This window comes from Pontiella sp. (genome assembly GCF_041622395.1).
Classification (GTDB): Bacteria; Verrucomicrobiota; Kiritimatiellia; order Kiritimatiellales; family Pontiellaceae; genus Pontiella.
Genome location: NZ_JBFJYW010000293.1, coordinates 1 through 4705, shown reverse-complemented (window position 1 = coordinate 4705; position 4705 = coordinate 1). Strand labels below are relative to the sequence as shown.

General features: G+C 62.4%; 3 protein-coding genes and 1 pseudogene. All 4 read right to left on the bottom strand.

Going from position 1 to position 4705, the window contains the following annotated elements:
• Nucleotides 1-882 (bottom strand): annotated as a pseudogene (locus tag ABYO54_RS14235) (hypothetical protein); the annotation flags it as partial.
• An 18-nt stretch (nucleotides 883-900) separates the two neighbouring features.
• Nucleotides 901-2538 (bottom strand): hypothetical protein, encoded by a 1638-nt coding sequence (locus ABYO54_RS14230; RefSeq protein WP_372808911.1) that lies wholly within the window; start codon nucleotides 2536-2538, stop codon nucleotides 901-903.
• 121 nt (nucleotides 2539-2659) lie between these two features.
• Entirely contained in the window at nucleotides 2660-4120 is a 1461-nt protein-coding gene (locus ABYO54_RS14225) for a peptide MFS transporter (RefSeq protein ID WP_372808910.1), read from the bottom strand.
• A gap of 54 nt (nucleotides 4121-4174) precedes the next feature.
• A partial coding sequence (locus ABYO54_RS14220) for a M24 family metallopeptidase (RefSeq protein WP_372808909.1) occupies nucleotides 4175-4705 on the bottom strand: 531 nt, incomplete at its 5' end.

The window sequence follows — 4705 nt, the reverse complement described above, 5'->3', positions numbered from 1 at the left end:
GAACTGCGGGTCGATGCCGAGCGCGGGTTGTTTCGGCATACGTTTGGCCTTGGCCGCTTTGGCGGCCTCGACGCGCTGCTCCCAGTCGGCGAGGTCGAGCTCGTATTGTTTCTGCGCCCGCTCCGGCGTCCATTCGGCCACTTTGGCATCCCATTCCGCCAGCACGTCGGCCGCCTCGGGCGTTTGCTCCAGTTGTTCGCGGGAACACCACAGCGATGCCAGCGTCCCGCCCCACGAGGTATCCACCAGGCCGATCGGCACGCCGACGTTTTCATGGAGTTTCACCCCGATGTAGTACCCCAGCGAGCTGAAGGTGCTGATGGCGGGATGCTCGGCCTGCGAGACGAACCAACGGCCATAGACCTCGTCGTTCGGGCCGGTTTCGTCTTTCGGAAATCCATCCTGCGGATCGCGGGTGGCCCGCTGGGGCACGGTCATGATCCGCAGCCAGTCGTGATCGGTGTGCAGCGCCAGCCGTTTGCCCTCGACCCGCTCCATTCCGTCGTTTCGCCACCACAAGGGCATCTGCATGTTGCTCTGGCCGCCCAGCAACCAGACATCGCCCACCAGCACATCCTGGATCGCGGCCCGCTCGGAGCCGCAGCTTGCGGCGAGTTCGCGGCCTTCGGCGTTCGCGGGCATCGGCGGCAGCTCCAGCAACCAGCTTCCGTCCGACTCGGCGGTAACGGATGTTGTTTTCCCGGCGAAGGAGACGGTTACCTGCCGGCCCGCCTCGGCCTTGCCCCAGACCTTCACCGCCTGCTCGCGCTGCAGCACCATGTGGTCGTCGAAAACATCCGCCAACCGCAAGCCCGGGGCTGCGGCCCCTGCGGTGGCGGTTAAAAACAGTGCGCCGAGTATCAGTGGTTGAATTGGTTTCATTTTCGCGGTTCCTGGTTTTTATTGGGGTTGCTGGCGGGTGACGATCGGGACATAGCCGATCTCCAGGCCTTTCGGCGGGGCGACGATCAATGCGGGGTCGAGGTCCGCGAGCGCGCCAACGGTTGGCGGGGCAAAATAGTCACGGTCTTTTTTCCAGTGGGCGTGGATTTTTTCGACCTTCCGCTGCATGGCTTCGCGTTCGTCGGCGGAGAGGTCGGCGTTGAGCAAGGCGGGCTGGTCGGCGAAGCGGTACCAGTGGTAGGTCACCAAGCTGCCGTCGCCGAGTTTCGCCGTGAACGGACCGGCGACGGGGCCGGGTTTTTTCCAGCAGCTATCGGACTCTTCCGGAGTGACGTAGACATACGGAGTCGACTTCGGTTTCGGGCTGAAGTCGGCCTCGCCCAGCAGCCGCCGGGCCTCGAGGCTTCCCGAGCGGGTCGGCACCCACGTCCCGTTTTTGCTCTTGCCGGATTGATCCAGCCGGTAGAGCTGCGGCAACTCCACCACGTCGCCGCGCGCGGTTTTTTTCAGCGTGACCGTATCCAGGTCCCACCGATAGCGGAACGAGTATGGATCGGTTGCGTCCGGCTTCATGAACTCCATGGCGAACGGAACCCGCTCCTCCTTGGGAACCTGTTTCATGAAAACCTTCCACCCCACGCTGCCCTTGCCGTTGAACTTCTGGACGAAGGTTCCTGCGGGCGCGAAAGCGCCGTCGACCGGATCGCCGCCGTTGAACCAGGCCTCGACCCCGTCCCACAGGGCCGATTTGTCGTAGACGGTCAGGCGGTGCATGATCAGCGAATCGCCCTCGGGGCCGACGGGGAAAAGGGTGGGCGCCATGCGGGCGTAGGTCTCGCCCTTGGAGTCGGTCACCTGCGCGCAGAGAATGTGCTGCGTCTCCATCGACAGCGACCGATTGGTCTTCGAGGGGCGGCTGTCGAGAAACATGCCCGCCACGCTCGGCTCCTCGACCGACGCGCGCGACCAGAAGTAGGGCGTGAAAAACGCGACCGGCCCCTTGAAATTGCCCGTGCTCAGGAACAGCGTCCAGGAATGGTTGCCCGTCGGGACGTTTGCGCCGGCGGTGGTGGCTTTCGGCTCGGTCAGCGGAAGCGGGTGATAGCCATAGCCGAAGAGTTCGCCGCAGGTACCCTGCTTGAGGTTCAGCCCGTCCGGCGGGAACAACAGCCAGGGGCTGAGCTGGGCGACGCCGTATTGGCCCTTGGGATTATTCCAGTCCTTGCCCTTCCCTGCGGCAGGGCCGTTGGCCCATCCGCGGAAATTCAGCTCCACGCCGCCCATGATGAACTTCGGCGTGATCGTGGGATATTCCGTGTTGCGCCACCACCCCAGCCCGCCTTCGATATCGGAGTAGAGCTTCATGGGCGCGGGTTTTTCGTTGGCGGGGAACATCCAGGTTCCGAACAACCCCGTCTGGAAATTCCGGCCGGGATGCTCCGGTTGCAGGGGCCAGGCCGCCGTATACATCGAATAGCCGGCGTTGTAGGATTCGGCGGCATTCTCTTTGCCGATGTGCGCGTAGCCGCCGACGTTGCCCATGGAGACCGGCCCCGCTTCGGAGCGCGGCGCGAGGAAAAAGGCCCCGAGCAGCAGGAGGCCGAGGATGGATGGAACCGAAGACGTGTGTTTCATTGTGCGTTAACCCTACCTTTGGAATTTGACTGCCGTACTAAACCAATACGACCGTACCCGAGACACCGTGGACACTTCTTGTAGAATTCGGCCAATCCGGTGTACTTCGGCACGTTTTTTTTTAAGCCTCGGCCGATTCTGCGGCAACCCGGGCGGCGGCGAGCATTTTGCGAATGATCCACGAGGCGGCGAGCGCCACGCCGACCATGACCACGGCGAGAACCGTCAGCACCCCGAAGTAGCCGCCATAGACGCTCCGGACAATCTCCTGCGTAATCGCCTGCCCCTTCTCCTGCGCGATGGAGGTCGAGAACACCGCGCCGACGATGCCGCTCAGGGCAATCGCGACGGAGAACATGCTGACCGAAAAGTTTTCGATGCTCCGGGGCGTGACGGACAGAATGAACGCAACCACCAACGCCCCTACGATGACCTCCGCGAAGGCCTGGAAGAGATGCACCACGAGAAAGATTTCCGGACGGATCGCCGCATCGGGCCCCACCGCGTTCACCGCCAGCGTCATGGTGCCGAAGGCGACCGCCGTCAGCACGAACGAGATCCCGACCTTGGTGGCCGTCGACCAGTTGATGCCGCGCTTTTCCATCCGCGAGAAGACCCAGGCAAGGACCGGGCCGGCGACCATGCACCAGAGCGGATTCATCGACATGGAAGCGGCCGGGGCAATGGGGATGACGCCGAAGATGTCGCCGCGCATGGTGTTGATGGCGACGATATTCAACGAGGTCATGATCTGTCCGTAATAGATGTAAAAACAGGTGGTCAGAAACATCATCAGCAGGATCGCGCCCATTCCGAACCGCTCGGCGCGGCCGAACCTGAACATCAGCGAAACGAAGTAGAGAATCGCCGCGCCGCCAATCACATAGACGATGACCTGCCCCACGTCCATGTTTGAAAACATGTAGAACACCAGGCCGATCATCGCCGCCGAAACCGCGAAAAAGGCGATCCAGTTTTTGGCGCCGACGGGCGCCTGGTCGATCGGCGCCGCCACGCCGCAGAGCGGGTGGCGCATGAAAAGCAGCGTGCCGAGGGCGGTTGCGGCCAGCAGCGCGGACAACAGGAAGCCGCCCTGGAATCCGGCCTTGAGAATCAGTGCCGGGAAGAGATACATCCCCAAAAAGGCGCCGACATTGTTGACCGAGTAGTTGACCGGGATGCCGTTTTCGAAATCCTCCCGCGTTTTGAACGTGCGTTTGTACAGGCTCGGATAGGAGGGCGACATCAGGCCGCGGAAATAACTGGCGAGAGCGATGCCGCACAACGCCAGTGGGACGTTCCGCACCCAGGCGGCCAGCACGAGCAGCGCATAGCCGGCCGCGAAACCGATGCAGGAGATTGTCAGCGCCCGGTAGGCGCCCAGGAATTTATCCGCAATGAATCCGCCGGAGACGGCAAACAGGGGGCCGATGGCAGAGAACGCGCCGAGAATCATCAAGGTGTGCTCTTCGCTGTAGCCCAGCTCCAGGAAGAAAGGCGTCAAAATGCCCATCACCCCGTAATACGACAGGCCAAAGAGCATCTGGCAAACCATCATGGACCGGTTCAGGCTATTCCACATTATTTACGTCCATTCCCGTTTCCTTCCTTTTGCCGAAACCATGCGGCCGGCGCATCAGGTTAAGATCCAATGATCGAGGGCCAGCGGGAGCGTGCAGAGATTTTTGCAGCCGTCCGCCGTAATCAGGTAATCGTCTTCGAGCCGAACGCCGCTGGTTCCGACGAAGTAGATGCCGGGCTCGATCGTGACGATCATGTTTTTACGGAGCCGCTCGGTGGACTGCGGGTTCAGCGTCGGCGCTTCATGGATCTGCAAGCCGATGCCATGGCCGAGCCCGTGCCGGAATTCCGTCGTGTAGCCCTGCGCCGCAATCAGATCCCGCGCGGCCGCATCGACCGTCCGGCAGGAGACTCCGGGCTTGAGCCGTTCGACCGCCGCCAAGTGGGCAGCGTGCACCAACGCATAGGTTTCGCCGATTTTTTCCGGCACCGAATCGATGAAGACCACGCGGGTCATATCGCTGCGGTAGCCCTTCAGTTCGGCGCCCCAGTCGAACAAGACCGGATCGCCCTTTTTCACGGTGCGGTCGGTGGGCACATGGTGGCAGGCCGCGCTATTGGGGCCGCTCCCCACAATCGTGGCATT

Bases quoted from the DNA above. Each gene is read 5' to 3' on its own strand.
- ABYO54_RS14230 (WP_372808911.1), bottom strand. From the start codon at position 2,538: ATGAAACACACGTCTTCGGTTCCATCCATCCTCGGCCTCCTGCTGCTC.
- ABYO54_RS14225 (WP_372808910.1), bottom strand. From the start codon at position 4,120: ATGTGGAATAGCCTGAACCGGTCCATGATGGTTTGCCAGATGCTCTTT.